The organism is Bradyrhizobium sp. SZCCHNS30572, from assembly GCF_032484415.1.
GTDB lineage: Bacteria > Pseudomonadota > Alphaproteobacteria > Rhizobiales > Xanthobacteraceae > Bradyrhizobium.
The window spans coordinates 255,187-279,679 of sequence record NZ_JAUESY010000011.1; the positions used below are offsets into that span (position 1 = coordinate 255,187).

Below are 24,493 nucleotides of genomic sequence, written 5' to 3' on the forward strand. Positions count from 1 at the left end.
TGAACGCCCGCTGAACCACAGGGGCCGGAAGAGCCCGGGAGGAACCTCAATGAATGCCGAGGGTTGGCCGATGTATATTGTGGCGACATCATGACGATGGCTGCACGGCGGACGAGAACTTCAGCAGGATTGGCCGAACTTCCGCTGCAAATTGTCGCGGATTTGGACTAGAAACCGGATTCAAGGACGCGCGCAACCGCAGCTATCTAATGTGATTTCGGTCGGGACACCGTCCGGAACCGGCGCATTAGGGGATGAGTTCGATGATGAGTGCAATGTTGGCCGCCGGAGCCCTCGCCGTGTTGGCCGGGCTCGGGGCGATCGCCTGGGGAATTCCGGTCAAGGAGTTCAGCGTCGGCAATACGCTGATCCTGTCGGGGACCCTTGGCGTCTGCAGCGGGCTGATCCTGTTCGGACTGGCGGCCGTCCTCAGCGAGCTGAAGGTGATTTCGAGCCGGCTGAGGTCGGGTCCGGGCGCCGAGTCCGAGGCCAAGCCTCTGCAGCTCCCGCTCGGCGCCAGCAAGACCGACTTTGAGACCGCCCCGGTGCCGCCGACGGAGGACGTCTGGCGCGAGGGGGGCTCGCCACGTCCGCGTCCCCGCATGCCGGACCTGTCGTCTCCCCTGTCCTCGGGGTTGTCGTCGTCGCCTCTGTCCTCGTCTCCTTTGTCAGGCTCGCTGCGCGCCTCCGAGCCCTTGCCGGCGCCGGACGAGCCGCCAGCCGAACCCGCCGAGCGGCCCAAGCGCAACCTGCTGTTTGCGTCGTCGTCGCGGCGGGAACGGGAGCGCGCGGAGAAGCGCGGCGCCGAGCCGTTGCCGACGGATTTCCGGTCACCGCCCCTCGGCGCACCGCCGCCCATGCCGCTGGACGAGCCTGCCGCGACCGAGTCGGGCCCGTCGGACGGCTGGTCTCGACCGGAGCGGACGCCGGAGCCTCTGCGCCCGCCGTTCCCGCGGCGCTTGGCGCGGGCCGCGCCGGCCTTCGTCGAACCCGAGCCAACCCCGCCGCTGCCTGAGCCGAAGGACCTGGACGCGCCGGCCGTCAGCATCGTCAAGTCGGGTGTGGTGGATGGGATGGCCTATTCGCTCTATTCCGACGGCTCGATCGAGGCGCAGATGCCCGAAGGGATGATGCGCTTTGCGTCGATCGACGAGCTGCGCACCCATCTCGAAGGCCGGACCTGACGCGGCCGGATCACACGGTCAGGTTGAATTCGGCTGGCGTACGGTACGCAGTACTTGGCGGGTGACAGACTTCTCAAGAAGAAGTCCTCACTATCTTGTTATTTTGCCAGTCATTTGCCCATATTGCTTGCAGAATCGCGAGACAACGCTGCCACTCGGCGCGAGTGATACTTGCGATCGAGGGATACTTTGCGATCGACGGTCGCAGGGCGGAGCGGGATGAGGGTTCGATGACCGAAGCGGTCGGCAAGAGCTTTATCGATCTGACGGCCGACATCGTGTCGGCCTATCTCAGCAACAACCCGACACCGGCGGCGGAGATTCCCTCTCTGATCAGCCAGGTGCATGCGGCGCTGACGCGGGTCGCAGCGGGACGAAGCGAGCCCGCGCCGGAGCCGGCGCGGCCAGCGGTCCCGGTGAAGAAATCGATTCACCCGGACTATCTGGTCTGTCTCGAGGACGGCAAGCGCTTCAAGTCGCTGCGGCGACATCTGCGCACGCAGTACAACATGACGCCGGAACAATATCGCGACAAATGGAACCTGCCGCCGGACTATCCGATGGTGGCACCGAACTACGCGGTCACCCGCTCGCAGCTCGCCAAGAAGATGGGCCTGGGCCAGCAGCGGCCCGAGCGGGAGAAGTAGCCGAACCGATCAGGACGCCGTGGCGAGCGCCTCGCGAGCGTCGGCGCGGATGCGCTCGACCATCGAGCGCAGGCCGTTGGAGCGCTGCGGCGTCAGATGCTCGCGGAACCCGAGTTCGTCGAACACCGCGGGCGCATCGATGGTCATGATCTCCTGCGGAGTCCGCCCGGAATACAGCGTCAGCAGAATTGCGATCAGACCACGAACGATGTGGGCGTCGCTGTCGCCGAGATAGTTCAGCACGGGCACGGCGCCGCTGTGATCGACGTGCTTCGACAGCCAGACCTGGCTGGCGCAGCCCTGCACCTTGTTCGCGGCGGAGTGCTCGTCCTCTGGCATCGGCGCCAGGGTGCGGCCGAGCTCGATCACGTAGCGGTAGCGGTCGTCCCAGTCGTCCAGCAGGGCGAAATTGTCGCGGATGTCGTCGATCGTCATGATGCTCTTCGGTCCCGATGTCGGCCTTCATATAGGCGTTCGGGAGGACGAAAGCGACAGTCGGTTCCGTCGCTTCAGGGCGTCGGCGGCAGATGCCATTCGGCGGCGAGATCGTCGGCCGAGAGCGTATCGGCCGGCGCGTCACCCGGCGGAATCTCCTCGAGCACGGGGGCGTCGATCGAGCCGGTGTGATCGTTGCCGCGCTTGTCGAGACTGGCCGGCTTCACCGGGCCGATGAACTTGTCGGCGCCGGCCGGCTTCTCCGCGGCGTCGGACTTGTCGGTGATGATCTGGTAGATCTTGCGCGCGCCTTCCTGGGCGCGGTGGCCGATTACGGTCGCGGCCTGGCCGCCGACCTCGCAGGCCTGCGGCTGGCGCTTGCAGAACTGGCTCATGTCGGAGACGGCCGCGGTCGCGGCCTGCACGGCTTCGTGCGCATTGATCTGCGGCAGCTTGTCGGCGTCCGGGCTCTTCTCGCGCGGCAGCAGCACCAGCACGAGTCCGAGCCAGAATGCCATCCGAAGCAGAAAGAACATCACGCAACCCCGACCGTGCTGCTGATCTCGCGTGCTCAAGTCGCGCAACGGGATCGCAGCTGATTGTTCTATGTCGCGACTGCTTGCATTGGGCTTAATTGGTTGAGATTTCGCGAAGTCGGGCGCTGGATTTTTTTCGGAGTAAATTTTTCATTGGCGCCGGGCGCACGCGCCGTGCAACCGGCTGTAGATCGCGCCGCTTTCGCAACCGCAGGCCCGGCCGGAAACGATGCATTCACCATCCCGGCCGAATGGCGGGCTCACCGCAGTCTGGCCCTTAGCGTTCGCTTAATGCGAGTCTGACACGGTGACTTCCGACGACAGGGGGCGTCCCGGCGCGTTCTCTTTGTGAGAACCACCGACAGGCCGAGGCGCGAGAGCCGTGAGTGTGTTGAGTATCATCCGCGATTGTCTCGATGCGTTATTGCATCCATCGGCTCGAACTGATGCGATGACGCGCGCGCGCCATCGCGCCTTCATCGCGCCGCGCCTGCTGGGCAGCCTCGCCGCCTTCGCCGTGTTTCCTGCCTTTCTCGCGATGCGCGGTGCGCCGAGCGCGCTCGAGGTCGGCGCGCTGTCCTGGCTGATCGCGCCCATTCTGCTGTCCTGGTATCTGTCGCGCACCGGCCGCTACGAGAGCGCCTGCGCGCTGTCGTCGCTGGCACTGTCGGCGCTGATCATGGCGGTGTCGATCGAGACCGGCGGCATCGAATCCTTTGCCGCGGTGTGGCTGATCGTCGTCCCCCTGGAAGCCTCGTTCTCGGCCTCGCGCCGCGTCGTCGTGTTCTCCGCGGGGCTCGCACTGTGCTGCGCGCTGCTGCTGATCCTCATCGGTCATTTCGGCTGGCTGCCGAAGCCCGAGACCAACCCCGCCTTGCGCACCGGGCTGCTCGCGTTCGGCGTCGCCTCAGCCACGCTCTATGCGGCCGTGCTCGCGTTTGCCGCCGACACGCTCGCGCGCACCAGCGTGACGCTGCTGTCGATGGAGGAGGAGCGCTATCGCCTGCTCGCGCGCAATATGAGCGACGTGATCTCCCGTCACCGCCGCAACGGCGCGGTCATGTTCATCTCGCCGGCGGCCGAGACGCTGCTCGGCGCGCCGGTCGCGCAGCTGCACGGCCACGGCCTGTTCGAACGGGTCCATGTCGCCGACCGGCCGGCCTATCTCACGGCGCTGTCGGAAGCGGCGGGCGGCAGCGAAGCCTCGAGTGTCGAGTTCCGCCTGCGCCGCGATGCGCCGGGCGAGGGCCGCGGCTTTCATCATCCGGTCGATTTCATCTGGGTCGAAATGCGTTGCCGCCCGCTCGACCGCATCGGCGTGGCGCCGGGCGGGTCGGAGCAGGAGGTGGTCGCGGTCATGCGCGACGTCACCGATCGCAAGCTGCAGGAGCAGGCGCTCGAATTGGCGCGCAGCGCCGCCGAGCGCGCCGACGCCGCGAAGACGCGATTCCTCGCCACCATGAGTCACGAGCTGCGCACGCCCTTGAACGCCATCATCGGCTTCTCCGAGATGCTGATGCAGGAGCAGGTGCTGGTGCTGAACGCGGCGCGGCGCCGCGAATATGCGCAGCTCATCAATGATTCCGGCCAGCATCTGCTGTCGGTCGTGAACGGCATCCTCGACATGTCGAAGATGGAGTCCGGCAATTTCGAGCTGACGCCGGAGCCGTTTGCGCCGCGAGTGGCGCTTATCAATTGCTGCAACCTGCTGGCGCTGCGGGCGCGCGAGAACGGTGTCGATCTGTCGGCCGACGTGCCGCAGGACCTGCCGATGGTCACCGGTGATCCGCGCGCCTTCAAGCAGATCGTGCTCAACCTCGTCTCCAATGCCATCAAGTTCACCGAGCGCGGCGGCCATGTCACAGTCTCGGCGGGCGTCGACGGCGCGCGCCTGCTGCTGCGAATCACCGACACCGGCGTCGGCATCGCCGCCGATGATCTCAAGCGCATCGGCGATCCGTTCTTCCAGGCCGGCAAGACCTACCAGCGCCGTCACGAGGGAACCGGCCTCGGGCTGTCGATCGTCAAGAGCCTCGTGACCTTGCACGGCGGCGAAATGTCGATAGAAAGCAAGATCGACGAGGGGACCACGGTCACGATCGCGCTGCCGATCAACTTCGTGGCCGAGGCCGCTGCGGGCGCCACCGTCACGCCGCTGTCACCCTCGCGCTCCGCCCAGCCAGGGCAGGTCATGCAGGTGAAGAAGAGTGCCTAGACGAGCTGCAGAGGATGATCCGGCGCCGCCGCGCCGTCGCAAGCGCGCCGCTGCGGCCGTCGTCGACGTGGCGGAGGGGCGCGGCTGGCTGCTGCGGGCCATGCTCTACAGTCCGAAGGATCTGTTTGCGGGCCTGCTGGCCTGCGCGGCTGGCAGCGCCATCGTCGTCAATGCCGTGTTCCTGCAATCGGGACCGCATCCGGCGCCGATGTTCGGGTCCATTGTGACCATTCCGCCCCATCTGACGAGCTCCAATCCGCTGCCGCGGCCCCGGCCGATGGACATCTCGCCTTTGGATCCGAAGGTGATCGAGACGCGGCCCGCCGAAACCAGGGCGGCGGAGCAGAGGGCGGTCGAGCAACGCGCCACCGAGCCGCGTCCGGATCAGAAATATGCCGATCCTCTGGCCGATCTCGTCCGCTCGGTCAGCGGCGGTCAGGGCAACGTGCCGCGTCCGCAACCGACGCAGCAGGGCGGCAATGTCCGTCGTGTCGCCGCGGTCCAGCGTGCGCTGACCGAATACGGCTATGGCCAGTTGAAGCCGACGGGGATGGTCGGCTCCGACACCCTGGCCGCGATCCAGAAGTTCGAGCGCGAGCGCAAGCTGCCGGTAACGGGCCAGGTGTCGGACCGCCTGGTGCGCGAGCTTGCGATTGTCATCGGTCATCCGATCGAATAGAGCAGGGGCGGCTGCGACGTGCAGCGCGCTTGCACCTGCATCGAACCATCATGCGATTGAAGAGCAGCATCTGGGTGAGCGCCTATCTGCGGCGTTGCCAGTCGGCCGGCGCGTTCAGCGCGATCCGCCACCGTGGCGCGGAGGAAGCCGGCGCGGTCTTCGTCAAGGTCGCGATGATGGATGGCACGGCCCAGCTCTATGTCCCCGCCCCGCAGACCGTCTATGACGACAGCCAGCCGATCGACCGCTTCTTCGTACCGATATCGCCGCAGCCGATCGCGGAAGCGCAGATCGAGGAGCGGCTCGTCAAGGAGCTGCGCTTCGATCCCGACGCCTGGATCATCGAGACCGAGGACAGGCAGGGCCGTCATTTTCTCGATCTCGTGCGCGAGCGTCCCTGATCATCGCTAAGATTCGGGACAGCGATCGCGCGTCAGCGCTTGAAGCCATCGGTCCCCGTGCGCACGATCGGCCTCGTCGCGGTGCCGGCCCGCGCCGTGCTGCCACGGACGTGCTGACGTTCGTCGTCATAGAGCGCCGTGCGATGCTTGGCCCTGATCGCGGCCATCCCGGAGCCGCGCCAGGCCGCCAGCATGATCAGCGCCGCGCGCTCGCTGAGCCGCTCGTAGAAGCGTGACAGCCGAAACACGGTCTGGACGGACTGGCCCATCTCGGGCTTGAGGAACAGCAGTACGCGCTCGAACACCGGCGCCGGCATGCCGAGCGCCTTTGCGGCGCAGGCCAGCGGCTCGCCATGGGGATCGTTGACAACCTCGTGGGTCATGCGTGAGGGCAGGATCAGGCTCTCGCCGAGCTCGATCGTGAACGTCTCGACGTCGGCGTTGAACGCGGCCATCTCCAGCGCCTCGATCGCATGCACCGCGCGGTGCAACGGCGTCGGCGCGGCGGGCCTCAGCGGCGTGGTGGCGAGGTTCTGCAGGATGGCGATGCGTTCGTGCGAGGCGGCGCGCATGAACATCTCGCTGAGCTCGGCGGCATCCTTCGGCTGCATCGACAATCCGGACGCCGCGTCGTCGCGCGGCGGGATCGGAGGCGACGAGCGAAGCGATGCGGGAATGGGGCCGGCGAGCGGCGGCGTCGGCTCGCTCTGCGCCGGGCGCAAGCCCAGCTTGTTCAGGATCTCGATCGGCGTCGCCGGATAGATCGCCAGCCGCGCACGCACCGCCGCACGGGTCGCATCGTCGACGTCGTCGACCAGACGGGAGGCCAATTCGACGAACTGCCGCTCCTCGTCGGCGGAATGCGCGTTCGCCTGGACATAGAGGTCGGTCAGGACGCGCAGCAGAGTGGGCTTGATGTCGACGCCCTCGCGGCGCGAGAGCGTGAGCAACCCGTCGAAGCCGGGGAACAGCGATGATCTTGTCATGTCGGGGTACGCAACTTCGGCAATCGTTGCGCCGATTAGAGCGGAGTTGTTTTAATACGGCGTTAAGGAAAACAATCGGTGAAGATGGGCCGAAATGACCCGGTGAGACAAAGGCGCAACGCTGGCTTGCCTTCTCTCCCGCCGGTGCACGCGATCCGTGTCGGGCGGCCCGCGCATTAATATCCTCTTAACCACGTCCTGATCTTAATCGATCCGTTCGATGATCTCGCCTTGGCCGCGTCACGCGGCCAGCCTGATCTTCGCCGCGCCGAATGCCAACGTGCAGCTTCATGCGCCGGCATTCGTGATCGTCAGTTCTGCGTGCCCTCTTGCCTGCGAAGTTCGGGCGACGGGGAGTTTTCAGGGGGTAAGAACTTCGGGCACGAAAGAGAGTGGACATGGCGACCATCATTGAATTCCCGGCGGACGTTGCGCGTCGCGCGCGGCCTGCCGTGACCGGCGCGCCGCAGGAGGGCATGGGAACGATCCTGATTCTTCCCGTCGTTCGGATCGAGCGCGAGACCACGACCGACGATAGCGGACCCCGCGAGGGCACAGCGCCAAGCCGCCGTCGCCGTCGCCGCTGACAGGTCGGGGGAAAGGGGAATGCCGGCCATCGTGAATCCGGTCCGGCGCGCGCTGCCGGTGTTCGCACTCGTTCTCGTCGGCGGACTGCTCGGCGCCTGCAGCGGCGGCGATTTCGGCCGCACCCGCGCCGACATGCGCAATGACGACATGCACAAATGGATCGGGGCGGAAGCCACCGCCAGCGTCGGCGTCAAGCCGTCGCAGTTCCAACTGACCGACAATGAGCGCCAGCTGCGCGATCTCGCTTATCCGCTGATCGAGCCACCGCATTCGCGCCCTGCCTGGAAGAGCGTGTTCGGCGACTATCAGCCGTCGGCCTCGCCGTGGCGCCAGAAGGTCGTGTTCGACCGCACAGCCTATGGGCGGGCCTTGATCGACGAGCCGCACCGCTCGCACGCCTCGCGCTACACCCAGCTGATCGACGACGTGCGCGACGACATCACCCGCTTCGAGCCGTTCTTCGCGTCGGCCATCCGCGTCATCGATCTCGATCGCAAACGCGATGCCAGCATGAAATACATGACCGAGCTCTCGCCGCGCGAGCAAGCCGATGCCGTCGCGCGCATGCAGGAGAACTCGCTGATCGTGCAATGGGTGCAGATCAGCCTGGAGCAGCGCGTCTCGTCCTACCGCTGGGCCTTGGAGCGCCTGGTGCTGCAGGCGCCCGACGGCATGGCCGCCGAGGCCGATCGCCTGATCCACGAACTGGCGGCTCAGACCGCCAATCCGCCGGTCGCCGCGCGGCCCCTGATCGAACGGCCGCTGACGACGCGGGGCTAGCCCGGCGCGACCTTGCTCCGGCGCCGGCCTGGCTTGGCCGGTGCTCCCTTTTGCCGCCCTGCTGTCGCACGGAGCTTCTGCGGCGCTGCCGCGCGCAGCGTCGCGATCAAGATCTTCAGCGCCTCGGATGGAGCACGCGCGGCGGAGTAGGCGAGTCCGACCTGGCGCTTCAACGTCATCTCGATCTCGCGGACCGCAACGTCGCTTCGGCCGTGCACGACGCCTTCGGGAACGATCGCGACGCCGACGCCGGCTGCGACCAGCGCCAGGGCCCAATCCTCGGTTTCGGCGATGGCGGCGATCTCGCGCGGCCCGCCGCTGCGTCGCGCCAGCGCGCTGTGCTCGCAATGGCAGCGGTCGATCATGGCGACGTCGGCGAGGTCGGCCGCGCGCAGGCGCGGCTTCAGCGTGAGCGGATGCGCAAGCGGCAAAGCCGCGACATAGCGCTCGCTCCACAGCGGCAGGAAATGCTCGCCGTCGCCGACCAGGCTTTTTGAGACGATGCGTCCGTCGGCCCGCTCGGTCGGACCGACGATGTGAAGCCTGAGATCCTCGCGCGCCGTGAGCGGCTTGAGCAGCGCGGTCACGCGCCGGCCGTCGAGGGTGCGCATGAGCCCGAGCTTGAGCGCCTGCTTCGGCGCGCCGTGCCGGAACAGGTTGCGGGCGGCATCGGCTTCGCCGACGATCCGGCGCGCGATCGGCTGCAGGCGCTCGGCCGCCTCCAGCGGCACGACACCCTTGCGGTGGCGGAGGAACAGCTCGGTGCCGAGCTCGGCCTCGAGGTTGGCGATCGCCAGCGAAATCGATGGCTGCGAGACGAAGCAGCGCGCCGCTGCCCTGGTCAGGCTGCGTTCCTCGAACACGGCGGAGAAATAGCGGAGCTCGCGGATATCCATAGGAGCAGCCTATGATGCGTATCACTGATCAATATTTTACTTATCTCTGCCCGGCCCGCAAGGATGCGCCCGATATCGGCAATGAAGGAGAAGATCGATGCGCGTCCACCACCTCAACACCGGCACGATGTGCCCACGCGGCGGCCGGCTGGTGAGCGGCAGCGGCGGCCTGTTCGCGCGCGCCCGCCTCGTCTGCCACTGCCTGCTGATCGAGAGTGATGACGGCCTGGTCCTCGTCGACACCGGTATCGGCACCGGCGACATCGCGGCGCCCGCACGATTGGGGGCACGCTGGGTGAGGCAGGCTGCGCCGCTTCTCGATGCGTCGGAGACGGCGCTGCAGCAGGTAAAGGCATTGGGCTTCTCGCCCGACGACGTCAGGCACATCCTGCTCACGCATCTCGACCGGGACCACGCCGGCGGCATCGGCGATTTCCCGAAGGCCAAGGTGCACGTTCATCGCGGGGAGCATGCGATGGCCGTCGAGGGGTCTCCGGCGCCGCCGCGCGGTCGCTATGTCGCCGGCCAATGGCGGCATCGTCCCGACTGGCAGTTCTACGGCGACGACGGCGAGGACTGGTTCGGCTTTCGCGGTGTCCGCGCTGCCGTGGATCGCAGCGGCGACATCCTGATCGTTCCTCTGCCGGGCCATACCCGCGGCCATTGCGGCGTCGCCGTGCGACGCGGCGACAAATGGCTGCTGCACGCCGGCGATGCCTATTTCTTCCACGGCCAGCTCGATCCGCGGCCACGGATGCCGCTGCTGCTCGGGCTGTTCCAGCGCAAGGGCGATCAGGATCGCACGATGCGGATCGCCAACCAGGAGCGGCTGCGGCGCTTGAAATGCGACCATGGCGACCGGGTCACGATCGTGAACAGCCACGATCCCGTCGCCTACGAGGCGTGCCGCTGCGGTGATCGGGCCGCAGCGCTCATTCCGGCCTGAGCAGGCGGAACGCCTCCTCGAGCAGATGCGGCGTGTGCTTGCCGGTCGAATCGCGGCAGGCGCGTTCGAAATAATCCGCCAGCGCCGGCCGGAATTTTGGATGCGCCGCCTGATCGATGATGGTGCGGGCGCGCTGTTTGGGCGACAGGCCGCGCAGATCGGCGAGGCCGCGCTCGGTCACCAGAACCTGCACGTCGTGCTCGGTGTGGTCGACATGGGTGACCATCGGCACGATGCAGGAGATCGTCCCATTCTTCGCCGTCGAGGGCGTCATGAAGATCGACAGATAGGCGTTGCGGGCGAAGTCCCCGGAGCCGCCGATGCCGTTCATGATGCTGCTGCCGCGCACGTGGGTCGAGTTGACGTTGCCGTAGATGTCGGCCTCGATCATGCCGTTCATGGCGATGACGCCGAGCCGGCGGATCACCTCGGGGTGGTTGGAGATCTCCTGCGGCCGCAGCACGATGCGGTCGCGCAGGAACTCGATCTCGCGGTTGAATTCGATCGCCGCTTCCGAGCTCAGCGACAATGCCGTCGCGGAGGCGAGATCCATCCGCCCCGAGCGGATCAGGTTCAGCATGCCGTCCTGCAGCACCTCGGTGTAGGCGGTGAGATGCGGGAACGGCCCGTCGTCGAGCCCGGCCATCACGGCGTTCGCGACGTTGCCGACGCCCGATTGCAGCGGCAGCAGATTGCGCGGCAGGCGGCCCTGCTTCACCTCGTGCGCGAAGAACTCCAGGATGTGCCCGGCGATCGCGCCGGAGACGTCGTCGGGGGCGGCGAAGCTCGTGTTGCGGTCGGGCGCGTGGGTCTCGACGACCGCGATGACCTTGTCCGGATTGCAGCGATAGGTGGTCTCGCCGATGCGGTCGCCGGGCGCCAGGATCGGGATCGGCTTGCGATGCGGTGGCAGGCGGGTGCCGTAATAGACGTCGTGCATGCCGAGCAGCGCCGGGTTCATCCACGAATTGACTTCGATGATGACGCGGTCCGCCAGATCGAGCCAGGTCTTGTTGTTGCCGATCGAGGTCGAGGGGATCAGCCGCCCGTCGGGCAGGATGCCGGCGCATTCGATCACGGCGACGTCGAGATGGCCGAGAAAACCGAACCACACGAACTGTGCGACATGGCTGAGATGCAGATCGATATAGTCGATGCTGCCGGCGTTGATGCGCTGTCGTGTCGCCGGATCGGACTGATAGGGCAGGCGCAGGTCGATGCCATCAGCCCGGGCGAGCGCGCCGTCGAGCTCGGGCGCGGTGCTCGCCCCGGTCCACACGCCGACGCGGAACGGCTCGCCGCGCGCATGCGCGGCTTCGATCCGGCGCGCCAGCGCGAGCGGCACCGCCTTCGGGTAGCCCGACCCGGTGAAGCCGCTCATGCCGACATGGTTGCCGGGCTCGACCAGCGCGGCCGCCTCGTCGGCCGACATGATCTTGGCGCGCAGCGCCTGTGACATCACCTGCGATGAACTCATCGTGCAAACTCCATGCGCGATCGTTCAGACCGCCAAGTCCGCGCTGTTTAAGGTGTGCCCTCGACGGGTGATTTGACAGGGGTCAAGCCGCAACGGCCCGTGCGTGCATCACAGCCCTGCAAGGCGCGCGCGCCGCAGCTCCCGGACTTTCGCCGCCCGCGAGCGCTCCGTCAGCATGTTGGCCTTGCTGTAGCGCGGGTCGCCGGTGACCTCGTCGCCGACCCAGTCGGGAAGGGTCACGATGGTCGTTTCGGTCGGCAGCTCGATCTCGGCGATGACGACGCCTTCGAGCGCGTCGTGGTAGACGTCGACTTCCCAGACGCCGCTTTCGGCCGGCACATAGTGACGCGTCTTCTCGAGGATGCGTCCGCTGCAATGCGCGAACAGCATCGCGGCGTGGTCCGCGGGAATATCGTACTCGAATTCATCTCGGATCAGGCCGCGGCGGCCGCTCTTCACGCACAGCGTCGTCCGGTTGCCATAGCAGCGAACGCGGACCTTGAGGCCGTCCTGACGTGCGACGAGGCCGTCGCGAAGGCGTTCACTGTGCGTCGCCTGATCCCGCCAAGCATCGGACTTGACGAGAAACTTCCGTTCGATTTCGAGAGGCATGACCTGATGTTGAGCGAAGCGCCGCCGTCCTGATCCATCATAGCAGCGGCGCGCGACAACGACTATGCCACCAAGGATGAAGAGAGTGTTGTCGAATTCGTCTAGGACGTCGTATTGACTTATCGTTTGCCGCGCGGCTTCTCGGCCTTGGCCGGTGCCTCGGTCTGTACGCCGCAGCTTGCCGCTGCAAGGGAGGCCTGCGCCTGCGGCATGAGACCGGGCTCGGCGGCCAGGGCCTTCAGCACGATCAACCCGGTCGTCGTCGGCGAATCGATGATCAGCCGGTCGGCGGCCGTGATCTCCTCGTCCTCGGGCAGGTCTTCGTGCTGCGCCTCGGTCATCAGGTTGAGCTCGATCACGCGCTTGCCGGCGGAGCGGTCGTTGATGGCGTAGTAGGCGATCTCGTTGCGCGTGTAGAACGATACCGACGTATAGGCCTGGCTCACCGGAACCGTGAGCTTGAGCGGTCCGTCGGACAGATCATAGCGGCAGATCGCCATGGCGAACGCCGGATCCATGAACGGCATCGGTGAATTGCCGGGATCGGCCAATGGCAACTGCGTCACGGCGTTCAGCTTGGTCATCGGCGTCAGCCGGGAGTAGGCGTCCTGGGTCGAGATCCGCGGCAGCGCCAGCACGCTGACGAGATGGACCACGCCGCCGAGCAGCACGCCGACCACGACCGTGAACAGCAGCCGGATCATGATGGGCAACCTACTGTCGTGATCGACGGCATCGGTGCGTCGCGCTGCGTGCGGGTCGCGACGCCGACCGGCGTGTCGTAGAGCCGCAGCATCAGCGCGTAGCGCTCGATGCCGCCGGTCGGCAGCCAGTTGCCGGAGCGCGAGCGCGCGGCGACACGAATCTCGAAGGAGCCATCGGCACCTCGTACCAGCTCCTGGCTGGTGAAGCCGTAGCGCTGCAGCGTGTTGGCGACGAGGTGGCCCTTGCGGTCGTAGAGCGTGAGCGTCCAGAACCGGGCGGGTGGCGTGACGCCGCTGACCAGGATGTCGCAGCGCCCGTCGAGCGGCTTCCTCTTGTCGTCCGTGGTGGCGGTGAAGGCCACGCCGTCGCCGGTGCCGATCGGCAATTCGCCATTGCGGGTGATGGTCGCGCGCGCATAGGGGTCGACATCGGCCGTGCCGGTTTTCGGACGCGCCGTCCAGGCGCCGATCGTCAGCGTACCGAACTCGGTGCCGCGGGTCGTCGTCATCCACGTCGCGCCGATGCCGACGCCGGTGGCGATCAGGAGCGTAACCAAGGTGATGAAGAGCAGCCGCACGGGGATCGCTGACGTCAGTTCTTGCGCAGGGCAGGGGTGGTGACGCCGTCGGCCGTTGCCGCGGCGTAGTTCTCAGGGAAGGCCAGCGCGCTCGATGAGACCGGCTTGCCGGGCTTGCGCGGATCGGCAGGCGCGGCCTTCTCGGCGAGGCGCGCCGCATCGTCCAGCATCTTCTCGACCTGAACCAGCACCTCGGCGCCGCGGCGGGTCAGGATCGGCGGCGGACCGGGCTTGATCTCCAGCGTCTTCGGCTGGCCGGCCTGTGCCATCGCGGCGGACGCCGACTGCGGCAGCTTTTCGCCCATGCCGACGCCGGGCAGCTCCTTCACCTCGACGCCCTGATGCGCGGCGACCATGATGTCGTGCCACGTCTGCGCCGGCAGCGAGCCGCCGGTCATACGGTTGGTCGGCGAATAGTCGTCATTGCCGTACCAGACCGCGCAGGTGAAGTTGCCGGTGTAGCCGACGAACCAGGCGTCCCGATAGGCGTTGGTGGTGCCGGTCTTGCCGGCGGTCGGAATGCCGTCGAGTGCGGCGCGGCGTGCGGTGCCTTCGCTGACCACGTGGCTCATCATGCCCGCCATGTCGGCGGCAACCGAGGCCGGGATCGCCTGCTTCGGCTTCGGCCCGTCACGGTCCCAGCGCCAGACCAGATCGCCGGCGCCGGTGCGGACCTCCAGCACGGAATGCGGCGTCACCGCCTTGCCCTTGTTCGGGAAGGTCGCATAGGCGACCGCGTGCTCCAGCACCGTGACCTCGTCGGAGCCGATCGGCATCGACGGGGTGTCGGGCAGCGGCGCCTTGAGGCCGAAGCGCCGCGCGACCTCGATGATCTTGGCGCGGCCGGCCTTCGGACCCTCCTTGCCGCCGAGCGCGATCGACAGTTTGACCGGGACAACGTTGATCGAGCGGGTGATCGCCTGGGTCAGCGTCACCGAGCCGGAATAGGAATGGCCATAATTCTGCGGGCACCAGTTGCCGATGCAGACCGGGCCGTCGACCACGATCGAGGTCGGCTTGAAGCCGTTCAGCAGTGCGGTGGTGTAGACGTAAGGCTTGAACGACGATCCTGGCTGCCGGTAGGCGTCGACTGCGCGGTTGAACTGGCTGGCACCATAGTCGCGGCCGCCGACCATGGCGCGGATGCCGCCGTCGAGGTCGGAGACGACGGTTGCCGCCTGGGTCGCGTGATAGTCGCGGCCGAACTGGCGCAACTGGTTCTCGATCGCCTCATCGGCCGCATGCTGCACGGTCATGTCGATCGAGGTCCGCACCACGAAGACGCGCTCGGTGTAGGATTTCGGGAACGTGTCGACCAGCTTGCGCATCTCGTCGAAGGCGTAGTCGAGGAAGTAGTTCGGCGAGCTTTCGTCGCGGCGGTCGACTGCGAAGGCCGGGTTGCGGCGGGCGCCGAACACCTGGCCCTCGGTCATGAACCCGGCATCGACCAGATTGTCGAGCACGACGTTGGCGCGGGCGCGGGCGGCGGGCAGGTTGATGTGGGGGGCGAACTTGGTCGGCGCCTTGAACAGCCCGGCAAGCATCGCGGCTTCGGCGAGGTTGATGTCGCGCACCGACTTGTTGAAATAGAAGTGTGCCGCGCCGTCGACGCCGAAGGTGCCGCCGCCCATATAGGCGCGGTCGAGATAGAGCTTGAGGATCTCGTTCTTGGTCAGCCGGGTTTCCAGCCAGATCGCCAGGAACGCCTCGTTGACCTTGCGCTCGATGGTGCGCTCGTTGGACAGGAACAGGTTCTTGGCGAGCTGCTGGCTGATCGAGGAGCCGCCCTGGCGGACGCCGCCGGCCTGGGCGTTGGTGACGAGGGCGCGCGCCGTGCCGGCAATGTCGATGCCGAAATGGTCGTAGAAGCGGCGGTCCTCGGTGGCGAGCGTCGCCTTGATCAGATTGTCCGGGAAGTCCTCCAGCGGAATCGAATCATTGTGCTTGATGCCGCGGCTGCCGATCGGGTTGCCGTAGCGGTCGAGGAAGGTGACGGCGAGGTCGGACTTCTTCAGCCAGTCCTCATCGGCAGTTTCCCGGAAGGCGGGGATCGCGAGCGCCAGCATCAGCACCAGGCCGCCGAGCCCGATCGTGGCCGCCTCCGAGAACGGCTCGACGAACACCCAGCGCTTCCAGCCGCCGACATAGAAGCGGTCCATGAACGCCGAATAGCGCTCATACAGCTCGCGGGTGCCGCGCAGGGAGGAGAACAGCGTCGAATCGAAGCGGGCGTCGAGATCCAGGCGGAAATTGTTGATCCGCTTCTTCCAATCGTCTGGAATGATCTGCCGCACGGGAACCCTGGTCGTTTCGAAAGCGTGTCAGCTGGCTTCGAAAGCACTCAGCAAGTGGGGCTGGGGGCCATCGAAGGGTCTTGCGCGATTGTTGCGGCAAACCCATGGCACTGCACAGTCAGCCGCCCGAACCCGAGCACCTGACCCCAAGCCGCGTTGCCGGCGCCGCCGCCGGAGTGACTCAATCATCTATCTAGCCGAGCGGGGGTCACAAACCAATGGTTCCGCTCACAATTTGATGCACAAAGCTAACGTGCCGCCGTCATCGGCAAAGCCCCTTGCGCGGCTCGGGGCCGGGCACCTAGATGGCGGCCACCTCACGCCCTCTTTGAGAATCGCCCGATGACCGCACCGCTCAAACGTCCCTCGGGCCAGGAGGGAATGTTCTGGAAAACCAAGATCTTGGAAGAGATGTCCGAGGCGGAATGGGAGAGCCTCTGCGACGGCTGCGGGCGCTGCTGCCTGGAGAAGCTGGAAGACGAGGATACCGGCGACATCTACTTCACCCACATTTCCTGCAAGCTCTTGGATGCCGGGCTATGTGCCTGCAAGGACTACCCGAATCGTTCCGAACAGGTGTCGGATTGCGTTCGCCTGACACCTGAGAACGTCCGCACGCTGACCTGGCTGCCACCGAGCTGCGGCTACCGCCTCGTGGCTGAGGGGCGCGATCTCTACTGGTGGCATCCCCTGATCTCGGGCGATCCTCAGACGGTCCATGAAGCCGGCGTCTCGGTGCGTGGCCGGGTCGAGGGCACCGAGGACGACGTTCCGGACGACCAGCTCGAGGACCACATCGTGCAGTGGCCGGTGCTGCTGCCGAAGCGGGCCAAGTTGAAGCGAAGGCCGAAATAGCGCGATCACCTCGCACCCGCAGCAAGTCACGATGATGCGACCGTTCCCGTGCTGTCGGAATGCACCCATGCACCCGACCCGCTGCCGCACGGGAAAATTATGCCTTAAGTAGTTCGCCAGACAGCGAATCCGCGCGGCGTCGTCGCGCCCGGGCACGGCATTCATCCCATGAACAAGTTTGATCGGCAGACGCATTACCCTGCCGCGTCCCAATCCCTGCCCGAAGAGATCGCCGCCGAGCTGCCGGCCATTCCGCCGCAGGTTCAGGCGATCGAGGATGCGCCGTCGCTTGCGCCGCCGGTGCCGCTGACCCAGGCCGAGGTGCGCACCATCCTGATGAGCCTGCTGCTGACGATGTTCCTGGCCGCGCTCGACCAGACCATCGTGGCGACCGCGCTGCCGACCATCGGCCGCGAGTTTCAGGACGTCACCAATCTCTCCTGGGTGATCACCGCCTACCTGCTGGCGTCGACCGCGGTGGCGCCGGTGTTCGGCACGCTCTGCGACATCTATGGCCGCCGCTCGATGATCATCACCGCGCTCAGCCTGTTCGTGGTCGGCTCGGTGGTCTGCGCGCTGGCGCCGAACATGCCGGTGCTGATCCTCGCCCGCGGCCTGCAGGGGCTCGGCGGCGGCGGCATCATGCCGGTGGTCCAGACCGTGATCTCCGACGTCGTCAGCCCGCGCGAGCGCGGCCAGTACCAGGCCTATTTCAGCGGGGTCTGGCTGCTCGCCGGCCTGCTCGGGCCGGTGATCGGCGGCTTCTTCGCCGACCATCTGCACTGGTCGATGATCTTCTGGATCAATGTCCCGCTCGCGATCGCGGCGCTCGCATTGCTGCTGCCCAAGATGGGCCGGCTGCCGGTCTATCACCGGCTGCGCAAGGTCGACTGGGCCGGCGGCCTGCTGCTGATGGCCTCGGCCGTCGTGTTCATGCTGGTGCTGACCTGGGGTGGCCACAAGCTGGCCTGGCTGTCGCCGACCCTGCTGGCGATGATCGGCAGCGCGGTGGCGCTCGGCTTGGCTTTCGTCTGGCACGCCAAGCGGGCCGATGAGCCGTTCCTGCCGCTGTCGCTGATGGGCGGCACGGTGGTGCCCTACGGCATGCTGGCGAGCGGCTGCGCACTCGGCGCCCTGATCGGGCTCACGGTCCATCTGCCGCTCTATTACGAACTGGTCTATCATTTGACCCCGAGCCAGGCCGGCCTCGGCCTGATTCCGATCGCGGCGATCTCGACCCTCGGCGCCGCGGTTGCCGGCCGCACCATGGCCCGGGTCAAGCACTACAAGCGCGTCGCCATCGTGGGCACGATCATCGGCACCATCGCCGCCGCGGTCATGACGGTGACGACGCCCTCGCTCTGGGTGCTGATGGCGCTGCTGTCGATCTACGGCATCGGGCTCGGCACGGCGTTCCCGATCTCGGTGGTGTCGCTGCAGAACGCGGTGGACCGCTCCCAGATCGGCACCATCACCGGCGCCATGAACTTCTTCCGCTCGATGATGTCCTCGTTCACGGTCGCGGCCTTCAGCGCCATCCTGCTGATGGCGCTGGGCGCCGACATTTCGCTGGCGGAGGGCGCCCATGGCGCGGTCAGCGGCATCGCGGAAGCCGACATGATCCATGCCTTCCGCTTCGTCTATGCCGCGGCCACCGCGATGCTGGCCTGCGCCTCCGTCTGCATGATGCTGATGGAGGAGCGGCCGCTGGCCGGCCCGTCGCGCAGCGAGGCGGTCGAGCTCGCCGAGTAGGAAAGCAGGGTGGGCACGGCGCCATCACCATCGCGCGTGACGAGAGGGCAAGTCAGCGCCTTTGCATACCCAACGATTCGTTTAGATCATGATGCGATTCCACGGAAGCGCATCATGATCTCATCTCTTTGTTTGAGCATGATCTTTTCGGAAAACCGGTTTCCATTTTTCCGGATCATGCTCCAGTTGGCGCCGCTACTCGCGTGGTTGCACGATCTCGACGTTGTCCTGCCCGCGGGAGCCGTCGTCGGCGGATGACTTGACCAGACCAGCCTCGACGCGGCGGGCGAATTCCGTGGTCGCGCCGCCTGCGAGCTCCTTGGCCTGACTGATCCATTGCTCGCGCTCGATTCGTCCTGCGAACGCCAGATACGAGCCGACCCATTTGGCGTGCTCGGCGGTCCAGGCCGCGATCTGCGCGAAATGCCAGATGCCGAGGCCGTGCAGCCGCGCCTCGTTCTGCTTGCCGATGCCCTTGATCAGCTTGAGATCGTCGGCCTGGCCGCCGCGCGGCGCGACGAGCCCGAGCGGGCGGGCGCCGCCGTGGACGTCCTCGTTCTCGACGGGCGGCATCAGCGCCGGCAGGTGGGCCAGGAGGTAGCTCGCCTCGTCCTCGCTCAGCGGCGCGTCGGCGTGTTCGTCGATGGTGATCGCGCCGGACTTCACCGCGCTGGAATGCGCGGTGTCGAGGCCGGCCGCGAGCAGCTTGGCCTGCGCGATCCAGTGCTCGCGCTCGATCCGGCCGGGAAAGGCCATGTGATGGCCGACCCAGCTCGCATGGTCAGGCGTCCACGCCGCGATCTGGCTGAAATGATGCACGCCGATGTCATTGAGGACGCGCTCGTTCTTGGGTCCGATGCCCTTGATCAGCTTGAGATCGTCGGCGGCGCCCTCGGGGGCGGGCAGGGCCGGCGGTCTGTCGTCGGCCGAGGCCGGGCTCTCCGGGGCCGATGATGCGGCGACCTCGGCGGCAAGCCGTTCGGCCTCGGCGTCGGCGGCAAGGCGATCGGCTTCCGCGCGTGCGGCCGCTTCGGCGGCGAGGCGATCGGCCTCAGCCTTGGCGGTCGCTTCGGCCGCGAGACGCCGGGCTTCCGCCTCGGCTTTCGCAACGGCCTCTGCCGCAAGACAGTCTGCTTCGGCTTTCGCCGCTGCTTCGGCGGCCAAGCGTTCGGCTTCGGCCTTTTCAGCCGCTTCTGCCGCAACACGATCGGCCTCTGCTTTCGCGGCTGCTTCCGCAGCGAGGCGGTCGGCTTCGGCTTTCGCGGCGGCCTCCGCAGCACGGCGCTCGGACTCGGCGTTCGCCGCCGCCTCGGCAGCGAGACGTTCGGCTTCGGCCTTCGCTGCGGCTTCAGCCGCCAGGCGATCAGCCTCGGCCCTTGCCGCGGCTTCCGCGGCGAGCCGCTCAGCCTCGGCCTTTGCGGCCGTTTCGGCGGCTAGACGCTCGGCCTCCGCCCTTGCAGCGGCTTCGGCCGCAACACGTTCGGCTTCGGCTTCGGCTTTCGCGGCAGCTTCAGTGGCAAGGCGATCGGCCTCGACGCTGGCTGCGGCTTGCGCAGCCGGGGATGGGCTGTCCGCCCAAGGACGAGCCGCCGCGGTTGCGCCGGCGAACGCGACGCTGCTTCCAGGCCCGCCCGGCGACATCGCACTGGTGTCACCCAACCCGACATATTCCCTGAGCTGTCCGCCGATGAGGCAGCCGAGCAGATAGGCGCCGACCATCAGCAGGCCGACCTCGAGCCACAGGCCGGCACGTCCGGGCAGCACGGTCAGCAGCGCCATCAGGATCCCGATGACGAGAGCGAGCGTCGCCGGCAGCAGCCAGCTTCTCAGCCAGTCCGGCCGCGGCTCGTCCGACCAGGTGCGCCAGCCGACAAAGCCGCCGATGCCGACGGCGAGGATGATCCAGAACGGAAATGTCGCAAGGTCGTACATCATGATGTCAGCGCCTCACTTGACGACGAATTCGATGCGGCGGTTCTGCGCGCGGCCTTCGGCCGTGTCGTTGGAGACGACCGGCTTGGTCTGGCCGTAACCCTCCGAGGTCATGCGCGAGGTGTCGATGCCGGCGTCGCCGATGTAGCCGACCACCGCCGCCGCCCGGCGCTTGGAGAGGTCCATGTTGTCAGCTTCGTCGCCGACATTGTCGGTGTGGCCTTCGATCGCGATCTCGGCATCCTTGCAGCGCTGCGCAACCTCGACCAGGTGATCGAGCAGCGCCAGCGAGGCGCGGCTCAGCTCGGCGCTGCCGGTGCTGAAGCGGATGCGGCCCTTGGCGAGCAGCCCGTTGAACGCCGGCTGGCACTCCGCGACCGCGAGTGGCGGGCTTTCCGGCTTGACGCCGATCTTGACGTCGTCGAGCTTGAAGCCGCTGCCGACCGCCTCGGCGAGCTCCTTGCGGACCTGCTCGGCCGACTTGTCGTAGATGGCAAGCCCGTCGACCGTGATCGCCGCGTCCTTCGCCGTCAGCGCGCCGGACCACAGCCGCGCCAGCGCCGGGAACGTCGCCTTCAGCGACTGCACGTAATCCTTTGGCGCACCGTCGCCGATCTTCAGACCGTCCTCGACCGTCTCGGTGATGAAGGTCGTTGTGGCGGCGTCGACGAGATCGCGGCGGGCGGCGTCATCAGGCACGTAGCCGCTCAGCATGACACGGCCGTCCTGCTTCTGCAGTCCGAACGCGTAAGGCGAGACCGGGCCGTCGCGGACGTCGATGGACGCGAGCGCGAACGGCGCGGGCAGGGCGCCGGCCAGTTGCTCGCGCACGGCTGCGCCGGTGACGTTGGCGAGTCCGACGCCCCTGAGCGACACCTGGGTGTCGTTGATCTCGGCGCGCCCCTGCGACAGCCTGGCGAGCTGCTGCAGCAGGCTCGCGCTCGCTTTGGCAAGGTCGCCATCCGGGGCGCCGCGGGCGATGCCGATCTGGCTCTTGATCGGCTTGCCGTCGAACTGTCCACTGGCGGAGCCCAGCATCGCATCGCGGGCCGCTCCGCTCGGCGCGAGACCTGTGAGGCTCAAGCCGGTGCCGTCGAACTCCGCCGACCAGCGATAGGGCTTGATTTCCGGCGGCAGAATCTCGGCTTTCGCCAAGCTCAGCCCGGTCGGCAGCTTGCCGATCCCGGACATCGTTTCATCGTAGGCGGCGGTGGAGGGCGCCTCGCCCGAAATCGTGTAGGTGGCGTCGGAGATGACGACGCGGCCCGTGCTCAGCCTGGTAAGCTCCGCCAGCGCATAGGACGTGTAGGCGCCAAAATCGCCAGCAGGCGCGCCACGCGCGATCTGCATGTGATGCATCACCGACGCGCCGGGCCAGGCCTTGATCGCGGCGGCCTCGAGCGCGCGCCTGATATCGTCATTCGGAACGACGCCGGACATCACCAGCGTGTTGCCTTCGCGAACCGCGCTCCAGATGAACGGCTTTGCCTCCGGCGGTAGGATCGCCACCTTGTCGAGCACGGCGCCGCCCGGCAGCTGCCGCGTCGCCGCGACGGCAGCCTCATAGACGTCCGATGAGGCGGCGGCACCTGCGATCGAATAAGCCTTGTCCGCGAGCGCGAACGTGCCGCCATTGAGCTTGGCGGCCTGGACCGATCCATGGCTCGCGATGGCCGCGAAGTCGGCCGGAGCTCCCAGCGCATAGGAGAGGCGATCGACCACTTCACCACCGGACGAACGGACGGCATTGAGCACGGCATTCCGAACGGCGGGCGTCGGCACCGCGCCTTCGAGCACGAGCTGGCCGCCGTTTCGCGTGGCGCGGAAGGCATAGGGCTTCGGTGTCGGCAGCTTGTCGTAGGTGCCCTCGACGAGCCGGACGCCGCTGACCGATGCGGCGTCCTCCAGTTTCGTCGACTGATCGGGACTGAACTCCGGCCCTGCGATGCGAACGTCGCGGCCCGCGACCGTGACCTTGAGGGCCGCGGCTGTGTCGGGGACGGCGGCCGCGACGGCGGCGCGTGCCCGCGGCGCAATGTCGTCCTCGACATCAGCCGTCTTGAAGCTCACGGCCGCGAGCCAGAGCACGGCAACAGCGATCAGTCCCGCCCACCATTTCGATGGTTGATGCATGTGAGAGCCCCTCGTTTCCCCACCTGCGCCCGGTTCACCCGGATCGTTCCGTTGTTATGAACCACGTGTCGAGCCTATCAGAACAGCTCTCGGAGACCAGCCGTCGGCACGTTGTGTGTTTCAATATGCACAAGCTGCGAGAGCGTCGCCGTCTGCGAGCTTCGCACCGCACCTGATGGTCCTCAAGGTGCGATCAAAGTGTGACCGTTCGACGACGAACATCGCAGGCGCGCAGCCTTCGCGGCTACGCCGCTCGCATCACTCTTCCAGCGCCCGGCGCAGGCGGCGGATGATGACGCCGCGGGCGCGATCGTCGGCGGCTTGCTCGATCCGCTCGTGGATGTCGAGCAGCAGGCCCGACATGTCGTTGTGCCAGTCCAGCCGGGTGACCGCCTCCGGCGCCAGCCGCCGCCGGCGCGCGACGTCGAGCGGCGTCGGCACCGCGCTCGTCAGCTCGTAGACGTCGTCGAGCAGGGGGGAGAACACTTTCGCGGTCGGCACGATGCGCTCGGCGACGCGCGCTGCCAGCGCCGCGATCGCGGCATCCTCGCCGTGGGACAGAAACAGGCCGCGCGCAATCGGGCGGCGGGCCGCGATCCAGCGGGCGATCTCGGCGCCGTCGGCGTGGCCGGAATAGTCGTCGATCATGCGGATGCGTGCCGCGACCTTGATCTCCTCGCCCTGGATGCGCACCGCCTTGACGCCGTCCTGCAGGAAGCGCCCCAGCGTGCCGTTGGCCTGATAGCCGACCAGCAGCACGGTGGCGCGGTTGTTCCACAGCCAGCGCTTGAGATGATGGCGGATGCGACCGGCATCGCACATGCCGCTGGCGGCGATGACGATGTGAAATCCGGTCAGCTTGGCGATCGCCTTGCTCTCATCGACCGTCTCGGTGAAGCGCAGATGCGGCGACGACAACAGACGGCCGACATCGCTGCCGCCGTCGAGGCTCTCGGTGTGCGCGCGAAACACCTCGGTGGCGTGGATCGCCAGCGGCGAGTCCAGGAACACCGGCGCGGCCGGAATCTCGCCGCGCTCCATCAGGCCGACCAGATCGACGATCAGCTCCTGCGTCCGCTCGACCGCGAAGGCCGGGATCAATAGCGCGCCCTTGGCCGCCGCCGCGTCGCGCACCTCGCCGGCCAGACGGCCGCGGCGCAGCTCCGGCGTGGTCGGCTCGCGAATCCGGTCGCCATAGGTCGCCTCCGAGATCACGTAGTCGAAGCCCTCCGGCGCTTTCGGGTCCGGCTGCAGCAGCTTGGCGTCGGGCCCGACATCGCCGGAGGCAAGCAACCGCAGCGCCGCGCCATCGGCGCCTTGTCCTGCGAATTCGATCTCGATCGAGGCGGAGCCCAACAGATGGCCGGCATTCCAGTAGCGGGCGCGAACGCCTGGAATGATCTCGGTCCAGGTCTCGTAGGGGACGGCTTGGAAGTATTGCAGCGCCGCGATGGCGTCGGCCTGGGTGTAGATCGGGCTGACCTCGCCGCGGCCGCGCGCGATGTTGCGGCGGTTCAGCGCCAGCACCTCCTGCTCCTGGATGTTGCCGGCATCGGGCAGCATCCATGAGCAGAGATCGATGGTGCCGCGCGTGGCGAAGATCTTGCCGTCGAAGCCCATGCGCACCAGCTTCGGCAGCAGGCCGCTATGGTCGATATGCGCATGCGTCAGCAGCACGGCGTCGATGTCGGCGGGACGGAATGGGAAGTCGCCGTAGTTGAGCTCCTTCAGCGTCTTCTGGCCCTGGAACAGGCCGCAATCGATCAGGAACTGGCTCTTGCCGCTCCGCACCAGATAGCAGGACCCGGTTACGGTATGCGCGGCACCGCAGAAGCGAACGGTCACACTCATGCGGTGGTCTCC

General features: G+C 67.1%; 22 protein-coding genes. 10 read left to right on the plus strand and 12 right to left on the minus strand.

Going from position 1 to position 24,493, the window contains the following annotated elements; all coding sequences use genetic code 11:
* Positions 1–263 precede the first annotated feature (263 nt).
* Positions 264–1,184 carry a hypothetical protein gene (locus tag QX048_RS30220; protein WP_315716113.1) on the plus strand — a complete coding sequence of 307 codons (921 nt, stop codon included), beginning with the start codon at positions 264–266 and terminating at the stop codon, positions 1,182–1,184.
* A gap of 230 nt (positions 1,185–1,414) precedes the next feature.
* Positions 1,415–1,831: a MucR family transcriptional regulator gene (locus QX048_RS30225; protein WP_315716114.1), complete on the plus strand. Its 417-nt coding sequence runs from the start codon at positions 1,415–1,417 to the stop codon at positions 1,829–1,831.
* A gap of 9 nt (positions 1,832–1,840) precedes the next feature.
* Here the strand turns inward: QX048_RS30225 and QX048_RS30230 are convergent, their stop codons facing one another.
* Both QX048_RS30230 and QX048_RS30235 read right to left on the minus strand, forming a co-directional pair.
* On the minus strand, positions 1,841–2,266 hold the full coding sequence (locus QX048_RS30230) for a SufE family protein (protein WP_315753075.1): 426 nt from the start codon (positions 2,264–2,266) through the stop codon (positions 1,841–1,843).
* Positions 2,267–2,340: 74 nt separating this feature from the next.
* Positions 2,341–2,802, minus strand: coding sequence for a DUF5330 domain-containing protein (locus QX048_RS30235; protein WP_315753074.1), 462 nt, complete (start codon positions 2,800–2,802; stop codon positions 2,341–2,343).
* A 451-nt stretch (positions 2,803–3,253) separates the two neighbouring features.
* Between QX048_RS30235 and QX048_RS30240 the strand changes: the two genes are divergently transcribed.
* Genes QX048_RS30240 through QX048_RS30250 form a run of 3 tightly spaced genes read left to right on the plus strand, consistent with a single transcriptional unit; the run spans position 3,254 to position 6,097 of the window.
* Complete coding sequence (locus QX048_RS30240) at positions 3,254–5,017, plus strand: PAS domain-containing sensor histidine kinase (protein WP_315828257.1); 1,764 nt, start codon at positions 3,254–3,256, stop codon at positions 5,015–5,017.
* A complete protein-coding gene (locus tag QX048_RS30245) occupies positions 5,010–5,696 on the plus strand; it encodes a peptidoglycan-binding domain-containing protein (RefSeq protein WP_315828258.1) in 687 nt (228 codons plus the stop codon). Before QX048_RS30240 ends, QX048_RS30245 begins: the two co-directional genes overlap by 8 nt.
* A 50-nt stretch (positions 5,697–5,746) precedes the next feature.
* The gene (locus QX048_RS30250) at positions 5,747–6,097 is read left to right on the plus strand and encodes a DUF1491 family protein (protein WP_315716119.1); all 351 of its coding nucleotides are present in this window, start codon (positions 5,747–5,749) and stop codon (positions 6,095–6,097) included.
* A 32-nt stretch (positions 6,098–6,129) separates the two neighbouring features.
* On the opposite strand, the gene QX048_RS30255 is transcribed toward QX048_RS30250, so the two are convergent.
* Positions 6,130–7,083 (minus strand): DUF2336 domain-containing protein, encoded by a 954-nt coding sequence (locus tag QX048_RS30255; RefSeq protein WP_315828259.1) that lies wholly within the window; start codon positions 7,081–7,083, stop codon positions 6,130–6,132.
* 398 nt (positions 7,084–7,481) lie between these two features.
* Here QX048_RS30255 and QX048_RS30260 point away from each other — a divergent pair, with 398 nt between their 5' ends.
* Both QX048_RS30260 and QX048_RS30265 read left to right on the plus strand, forming a co-directional pair.
* Positions 7,482–7,670 (plus strand): hypothetical protein, encoded by a 189-nt coding sequence (locus QX048_RS30260; RefSeq protein ID WP_315716121.1) that lies wholly within the window; start codon positions 7,482–7,484, stop codon positions 7,668–7,670.
* Positions 7,671–7,689: 19 nt separating this feature from the next.
* On the plus strand, positions 7,690–8,451 hold the full coding sequence (locus tag QX048_RS30265; RefSeq protein ID WP_315828260.1) for a hypothetical protein: 762 nt from the start codon (positions 7,690–7,692) through the stop codon (positions 8,449–8,451).
* Here QX048_RS30265 and QX048_RS30270 read toward each other — a convergent pair.
* Positions 8,448–9,347: a LysR family transcriptional regulator gene (locus QX048_RS30270; protein WP_315828261.1), complete on the minus strand. Its 900-nt coding sequence runs from the start codon at positions 9,345–9,347 to the stop codon at positions 8,448–8,450. The two genes, QX048_RS30265 and QX048_RS30270, sit on opposite strands and share 4 nt — an antisense overlap.
* 97 nt (positions 9,348–9,444) lie before the next feature.
* Here QX048_RS30270 and QX048_RS30275 point away from each other — a divergent pair, with 97 nt between their 5' ends.
* Positions 9,445–10,293, plus strand: coding sequence for an MBL fold metallo-hydrolase (locus QX048_RS30275; RefSeq protein ID WP_315828262.1), 849 nt, complete (start codon positions 9,445–9,447; stop codon positions 10,291–10,293).
* Here the strand turns inward: QX048_RS30275 and QX048_RS30280 are convergent.
* The 5 genes from QX048_RS30280 to QX048_RS30300 form a co-directional block, all read right to left on the minus strand.
* Positions 10,280–11,770: an acetyl-CoA hydrolase/transferase family protein gene (locus QX048_RS30280; RefSeq protein ID WP_315753069.1), complete on the minus strand. Its 1,491-nt coding sequence runs from the start codon at positions 11,768–11,770 to the stop codon at positions 10,280–10,282. The two genes, QX048_RS30275 and QX048_RS30280, sit on opposite strands and share 14 nt — an antisense overlap.
* 108 nt (positions 11,771–11,878) lie before the next feature.
* Positions 11,879–12,382: a CYTH domain-containing protein gene (locus QX048_RS30285; RefSeq protein WP_315828263.1), complete on the minus strand. Its 504-nt coding sequence runs from the start codon at positions 12,380–12,382 to the stop codon at positions 11,879–11,881.
* Positions 12,383–12,501: 119 nt separating this feature from the next.
* Positions 12,502–13,086: a DUF1254 domain-containing protein gene (locus QX048_RS30290; protein ID WP_315716127.1), complete on the minus strand. Its 585-nt coding sequence runs from the start codon at positions 13,084–13,086 to the stop codon at positions 12,502–12,504.
* Complete coding sequence (locus tag QX048_RS30295; protein WP_315716128.1) at positions 13,083–13,664, minus strand: DUF1214 domain-containing protein; 582 nt, start codon at positions 13,662–13,664, stop codon at positions 13,083–13,085. The genes QX048_RS30290 and QX048_RS30295 overlap by 4 nt, the downstream gene beginning before the upstream one ends.
* 14 nt (positions 13,665–13,678) lie before the next feature.
* Complete coding sequence (locus QX048_RS30300; protein ID WP_315828264.1) at positions 13,679–15,958, minus strand: PBP1A family penicillin-binding protein; 2,280 nt, start codon at positions 15,956–15,958, stop codon at positions 13,679–13,681.
* A gap of 342 nt (positions 15,959–16,300) precedes the next feature.
* Here QX048_RS30300 and QX048_RS30305 point away from each other — a divergent pair, with 342 nt between their 5' ends.
* Together QX048_RS30305 and QX048_RS30310 are read left to right on the plus strand one after the other, a co-directional pair.
* Positions 16,301–16,813: a YcgN family cysteine cluster protein gene (locus QX048_RS30305; RefSeq protein WP_315739849.1), complete on the plus strand. Its 513-nt coding sequence runs from the start codon at positions 16,301–16,303 to the stop codon at positions 16,811–16,813.
* A 168-nt stretch (positions 16,814–16,981) separates the two neighbouring features.
* Complete coding sequence (locus QX048_RS30310) at positions 16,982–18,565, plus strand: MDR family MFS transporter (protein ID WP_315753065.1); 1,584 nt, start codon at positions 16,982–16,984, stop codon at positions 18,563–18,565.
* Positions 18,566–18,760: 195 nt separating this feature from the next.
* On the opposite strand, the gene QX048_RS30315 is transcribed toward QX048_RS30310, so the two are convergent.
* From QX048_RS30315 to QX048_RS30325, 3 genes are all read right to left on the minus strand, one after another.
* Positions 18,761–20,500 carry a cell envelope biogenesis protein TolA gene (locus tag QX048_RS30315; RefSeq protein ID WP_315828265.1) on the minus strand — a complete coding sequence of 580 codons (1,740 nt, stop codon included), beginning with the start codon at positions 20,498–20,500 and terminating at the stop codon, positions 18,761–18,763.
* Positions 20,501–20,512: 12 nt separating this feature from the next.
* Positions 20,513–22,630, minus strand: a complete 2,118-nt coding sequence (locus QX048_RS30320) for an OmpA family protein (RefSeq protein WP_316200820.1) — start codon at positions 22,628–22,630, stop codon at positions 20,513–20,515.
* A 258-nt stretch (positions 22,631–22,888) separates the two neighbouring features.
* The gene (locus QX048_RS30325; RefSeq protein WP_315828267.1) at positions 22,889–24,481 is read right to left on the minus strand and encodes an MBL fold metallo-hydrolase; all 1,593 of its coding nucleotides are present in this window, start codon (positions 24,479–24,481) and stop codon (positions 22,889–22,891) included.
* Positions 24,482–24,493 lie beyond the last annotated feature (12 nt).

Excerpts from the sequence above, each read along its gene's own strand:
- QX048_RS30280 (WP_315753069.1), bottom strand. The coding sequence starts at position 11,770 with ATGAGTTCATCGCAGGTGATGTCACAGGCGCTGCGCGCCAAGATCATG.
- QX048_RS30265 (WP_315828260.1), top strand. The coding sequence starts at position 7,690 with ATGCCGGCCATCGTGAATCCGGTCCGGCGCGCGCTGCCGGTGTTCGCA.
- QX048_RS30260 (WP_315716121.1), top strand. The coding sequence starts at position 7,482 with ATGGCGACCATCATTGAATTCCCGGCGGACGTTGCGCGTCGCGCGCGG.
- QX048_RS30305 (WP_315739849.1), top strand. The coding sequence starts at position 16,301 with ATGACCGCACCGCTCAAACGTCCCTCGGGCCAGGAGGGAATGTTCTGG.
- QX048_RS30250 (WP_315716119.1), top strand. The coding sequence starts at position 5,747 with ATGCGATTGAAGAGCAGCATCTGGGTGAGCGCCTATCTGCGGCGTTGC.
- QX048_RS30285 (WP_315828263.1), bottom strand. The coding sequence starts at position 12,382 with ATGCCTCTCGAAATCGAACGGAAGTTTCTCGTCAAGTCCGATGCTTGG.
- QX048_RS30240 (WP_315828257.1), top strand. The coding sequence starts at position 3,254 with ATGACGCGCGCGCGCCATCGCGCCTTCATCGCGCCGCGCCTGCTGGGC.
- QX048_RS30315 (WP_315828265.1), bottom strand. The coding sequence starts at position 20,500 with ATGATGTACGACCTTGCGACATTTCCGTTCTGGATCATCCTCGCCGTC.
- QX048_RS30225 (WP_315716114.1), top strand. The coding sequence starts at position 1,415 with ATGACCGAAGCGGTCGGCAAGAGCTTTATCGATCTGACGGCCGACATC.
- QX048_RS30220 (WP_315716113.1), top strand. The coding sequence starts at position 264 with ATGATGAGTGCAATGTTGGCCGCCGGAGCCCTCGCCGTGTTGGCCGGG.
- QX048_RS30275 (WP_315828262.1), top strand. The coding sequence starts at position 9,445 with ATGCGCGTCCACCACCTCAACACCGGCACGATGTGCCCACGCGGCGGC.
- QX048_RS30270 (WP_315828261.1), bottom strand. The coding sequence starts at position 9,347 with ATGGATATCCGCGAGCTCCGCTATTTCTCCGCCGTGTTCGAGGAACGC.
- QX048_RS30325 (WP_315828267.1), bottom strand. The coding sequence starts at position 24,481 with ATGAGTGTGACCGTTCGCTTCTGCGGTGCCGCGCATACCGTAACCGGG.
- QX048_RS30235 (WP_315753074.1), bottom strand. The coding sequence starts at position 2,802 with ATGTTCTTTCTGCTTCGGATGGCATTCTGGCTCGGACTCGTGCTGGTG.
- QX048_RS30290 (WP_315716127.1), bottom strand. The coding sequence starts at position 13,086 with ATGATCCGGCTGCTGTTCACGGTCGTGGTCGGCGTGCTGCTCGGCGGC.
- QX048_RS30230 (WP_315753075.1), bottom strand. The coding sequence starts at position 2,266 with ATGACGATCGACGACATCCGCGACAATTTCGCCCTGCTGGACGACTGG.
- QX048_RS30255 (WP_315828259.1), bottom strand. The coding sequence starts at position 7,083 with ATGACAAGATCATCGCTGTTCCCCGGCTTCGACGGGTTGCTCACGCTC.
- QX048_RS30310 (WP_315753065.1), top strand. The coding sequence starts at position 16,982 with ATGAACAAGTTTGATCGGCAGACGCATTACCCTGCCGCGTCCCAATCC.
- QX048_RS30320 (WP_316200820.1), bottom strand. The coding sequence starts at position 22,630 with ATGCATCAACCATCGAAATGGTGGGCGGGACTGATCGCTGTTGCCGTG.